Origin of the sequence: Fulvivirga aurantia (assembly GCF_009711475.1) — a bacterium.
Classification (GTDB): Bacteria; Bacteroidota; Bacteroidia; order Cytophagales; family Cyclobacteriaceae; genus Fulvivirga; species Fulvivirga aurantia.
In genome coordinates, this window is record NZ_SMMD01000568.1 from 1 (window position 1) to 4,127 (window position 4,127).

The window sequence follows — 4,127 nt, forward strand, 5'->3', positions numbered from 1 at the left end:
AGATATTTCGCTGCAGGCCTTCGTATTTGGCTCGTTTTACTGCAGATTTTCTAAATAACTCATTAAATACGTCTCGGGTTATTTCTTCCCAGTCACTTTTCTTCATGTGCTGCAACTCAGGGTGAGGTTCGAAAGCAGGCTCCTGATGGGGTTTAGAGAAACGATTCCAGGGGCAGACGTCCTGGCAAATATCACAGCCAAAAATCCAATCTTTAAATTGACCTTTAAAGTCTTCAGGGATTTGATCCTTTAACTCTATGGTGAAATAAGAAATACAACGACTAGCATCGACTTTGTATGGCTCAGGAATAGCATCAGTAGGACATGCATCGATACAGGCAGTACAGGTGCCGCAATAATCTTTCACAGGTCCGTCATAATCTAAATCGAGGTCTAGGATAAGCTCTGCGAGGAAAAAGAAGCTACCCGTACCTTTATTGAGTAAAAGGCTGTTTTTACCGATCCATCCTGTGCCACTTTTTTGAGCCCAGCTGCGCTCCATTACCGGAGCAGAATCTACGAAAGCGCGACCTTCAATTTGCCCAATTTCCTCTTGCAGGTAGGCCATCAATTGTTTGAGCTTGTCTTTGACTACAAAATGATAATCTTTGCCGTAAGCGTATTTAGCAATTTTATAGCTACCGTTTTTTGCCAAATCATTTTGAGGGAAGTAGTTATAAACCAACGAAACCACAGATTTGGCCCCAGAAACCAGTTTGGTGGGATCCAGTCTTTTGTCAAAGTGGTTTTCCATATAGCCCATCTGGCCGTGCATGCCCTGGCTGAGCCATTGCTCAAGTGCAGGTGCATCTTCTTCTAAAAATTCTGCCTTAGCGATGCCACAGTGCATAAAGCCAAGTTCTTTTGCTTTTTGCTTGAGTAGTTGTGTATGTTTTGTTTCGTTTTGCATTTTACACACCCCTAGCCCCTCTTATATAGGGGAATATTCTTCTGGGGAAGAATTGGAGGAATTATTTTCCTGTAACACCTTCAATATAATATTCAATTGTTCTTAACACATTTCTAATGTCCTTCTTTACTTCCAAGTCATCAAATCTCAAGAAGGTTATTCCTAATTTTTCGATTTCAAGTTGTCTTTTCTTGTCATTCAATGCAGCTTCTTCATTATCATGGCTTCTTCCATCGACTTCAATAGCTAGCATTAACTCGTAACAAAAAAAGTCAACGATATAATTTAAAATAGGCTTTTGTCTATGAAAATCATAACCCATCATCTGTCCTCTTTTTAAGCAATTCCATAAAAGAACCTCAGATAGAGTACTATTATTCCTTAAGAAGCGAGCCTTTTCCTTAAGTGCTGGATTATAGTATATGCGTTTTTTCATTTCTTACCTTCTCCAATTCCCTCCTTGAGGAGGGCTAGGGAGGTGTTAGTTAGTTTTTCAGAGTGGGTGAGGCTAATCAAAAAGGCCTCCGGTGCGACTTGGGGGCACTATTTTGAGATGTTTGTAAGCAAGCTCGGTGGCTTCTCTTCCTCGGGAGGTGCGCTTTAGGTAGCCCTCTTGTATCAAAAAAGGCTCGTAAACTTCCTCAATGGTTTCAGCTTCTTCACCACAGGCAGTAGCAATGGTGCTGATACCTACCGGACCACCTTTAAACTTTTCTATGATGGTAGATAAAATGCGATTATCCATTTCATCTAGCCCGTGCTCATCTACATCAAGAGCGGTAAGTGCCATCTGGGCGATGTCTTTGGTAATGGTGCCGTCACCTTTTATCTCGGCAAAATCACGGGTTCTCCTTAAAAGATTATTAGCAATACGAGGTGTACCGCGACTTCTTCTGGCAATCTCAAAAGCCGCATCATCATTTACTGGTGTTTGTAATATTTCGCATGATCGGTGCACGATAGTGCTGAGTAGCTCGGCATCATAATATTCCAATCGGGCAGTAATTCCAAACCTCGCTCGCAAAGGAGAGGTAAGTAGTCCTGCTCTTGTGGTAGCACCAATTAGTGTAAATGGGTTGAGCGTAATTTGAACTGTACGAGCACTTGGCCCAGAGTCGAGCATAATGTCGATTTTATAATCCTCCATGGCAGAGTAGAGATACTCTTCCACAATAGGATTTAATCTGTGTATCTCATCGATGAAAAGCACATCATTCTCTTCAAGATTAGTGAGTAATCCTGCGAGGTCTCCCGGTTTATCTAATATCGGACCGGAGGTCACCTTAATATTGGTTTGTAATTCGTTGGCAATAATGTGAGAAAGGGTAGTTTTACCGAGGCCGGGAGGGCCATGTAGTAAAACATGATCTAGAGACTCACCTCTCTTTTTTGCAGCCTGCACAAAGACCTTTACATTATCCACCACTTTCTGCTGACCGGTGAAATCTCCAAAATTTAATGGGCGTAAGGCCCTTTCAAATTCTTTTTCCTCAGAGCTTAGCCCTTCACCTTCTCCACTTAAATAGTCTTCTCGCATAGCGTTTAGGGAATATTGAGATTGTCATTAAATACAATATAGCATGTCGCTAAATTGACAACCAATAATTCGCCCTAAATTAAACATTACGCTATCCAATTCATTAATTTTGCGTCAAATTTTAGCAATGAGTTTAAGATACAAAAACATAATTTACACTGTAGTGGTGTTACTCGCCATGTATCTGGTTTACAAGATCAGACAATCAAATGACACCTTACCGTTGGTATCATTTAGTGGTAAAACTATGGGCCCAATCACCTACTCGGTAAAGTATTTTGACGAAGATCAGAGGAACTTACAACCTCAGGTAGATTCACTTTTAGCGGTATTTAATCAATCACTTAACACTTACATCAAAGACTCCGAAATATCAACTTTCAACAGAAACTCTTCTTTCAAGTTTGACTTGCCTTATTTTTATGAGGCACTGGCAGTAAGTGATGAGATTTATAAAAAGACAGGGGGTGCCTTCGATCCAAGTATCGGGCCTTTGATAAATACATGGGGTTTTGGATATACCGAAGGTGTGAAAAAAGACAGTGCAGTAATTGATTCACTTAAAATGATTGTAGGGTTAAACAGAATCGACTACAACCAAGATAGTGTTTGGAAAAGTGATGACCGGTTGGCTTTAGATTTTAGTGCTTCAGCCAAAGGGTATGGGGTAGATGTAGTGCTAGAGTATCTCAATGACAATGATATCGAAAATGCTTTTGTAGAAATTGGAGGAGAGGTAAGAGCATCTGGGACCAACCTAAAAACTGAAGAACCCTGGAGAGTGGGAATATTGAATCCAAACTCTGACGAAATCAATCAATTTCCGATGGCAGTGGCTTCGCTAAAAGATCAGGCTATGGCAACTTCAGGCAATTATTTCAACTATCATATTATCGATGGAGTTAAGTATTCTCATACAATAAGCCCGTTTACCGGCTATCCTATAGAGCATCCTTTGCTTAGTGCTACAGTTTTTGCCAAAGACTGCATGAGTGCCGATGCTCTGGCTACGGCATTTATGGTGATGGGGCATGAGGAGGCGATCAGTTTTTTAAATAATAATACCCAATACGAGGCCTATCTTGTATTTAGCGATAAGCAAGGCAACTTAAGTACATATGCCACAAGTGGCATCTCACCTTATATAAAAGAAGTAGACTAATGTCACAAGAAACAGAGTGGTTTGACGAGTGGTTTGATTCACCTTACTACCACATACTTTACAAGCATAGAGACTATGAGGAGGCTAAGGGTTTTTTAGACACCCTTATTCGTTTCTTTAAAATTAAGCCAAATCATAAAGTGCTGGATCTTGCCTGTGGCAAAGGTAGGCACAGCATCTATCTCAATGAGAAAGGGTTTGATGTAGTCGGTGTAGACCTTTCTGAACAAAATATAGCTCATGCAAAAAAATTTGAAAATGATTCGTTACACTTCGATGTGCATGATATGCGTGAAGTCTATGCAGAAGAAAGGTTCGATTTCGTGCTCAATATGTTTACCAGCTTCGGATACTTTGACTCTGAAAAAGAAAACGAACAAGCCATTTGTGCTGCTGCAAAATCACTTAAGCCAGGTGGCAGCTTATTGATAGATTTCTTAAACCCTTATCGGGTAATTAACAATCTGGTGCCTGAGGAGAAGAAGACCATAGAGGGCATTGAGTTTGACATCACCAGA

At 40.6% G+C, this 4,127-nt stretch carries 5 protein-coding genes; 2 read left to right on the forward strand and 3 right to left on the reverse strand.

The genetic code is table 11. From position 1 onward, the window contains the following. The 3 genes from queG to ruvB form a co-directional block, all read right to left on the reverse strand. The coding region (gene queG, locus E1176_RS04775; protein WP_155209427.1) for a tRNA epoxyqueuosine(34) reductase QueG at positions 1–910 on the reverse strand (910 nt) is incomplete at its 3' end. 61 nt (positions 911–971) lie between these two features. Then, positions 972–1,346 (reverse strand): endonuclease domain-containing protein, encoded by a 375-nt coding sequence (locus E1176_RS04780; RefSeq protein ID WP_155209428.1) that lies wholly within the window; start codon positions 1,344–1,346, stop codon positions 972–974. A 72-nt stretch (positions 1,347–1,418) separates the two neighbouring features. Then, positions 1,419–2,447, reverse strand: a complete 1,029-nt coding sequence (ruvB, locus tag E1176_RS04785) for a Holliday junction branch migration DNA helicase RuvB (protein WP_155209429.1) — start codon at positions 2,445–2,447, stop codon at positions 1,419–1,421. Positions 2,448–2,574: 127 nt separating this feature from the next. On the opposite strand from ruvB, the gene E1176_RS04790 reads away from it, so the two are divergent. Next, positions 2,575–3,609, forward strand: coding sequence for an FAD:protein FMN transferase (locus E1176_RS04790; RefSeq protein WP_155209430.1), 1,035 nt, complete (start codon positions 2,575–2,577; stop codon positions 3,607–3,609). Beyond that, a partial coding sequence (locus E1176_RS04795) for an SAM-dependent methyltransferase (protein ID WP_155209431.1) occupies positions 3,609–4,127 on the forward strand: 519 nt, incomplete at its 3' end. The genes E1176_RS04790 and E1176_RS04795, both read left to right, overlap by 1 nt.

Bases quoted from the DNA above. Each gene is read 5' to 3' on its own strand.
- E1176_RS04790 (WP_155209430.1), top strand. From the start codon at position 2,575: ATGAGTTTAAGATACAAAAACATAATTTACACTGTAGTGGTGTTACTC.
- ruvB (WP_155209429.1), bottom strand. From the start codon at position 2,447: ATGCGAGAAGACTATTTAAGTGGAGAAGGTGAAGGGCTAAGCTCTGAG.
- E1176_RS04780 (WP_155209428.1), bottom strand. From the start codon at position 1,346: ATGAAAAAACGCATATACTATAATCCAGCACTTAAGGAAAAGGCTCGC.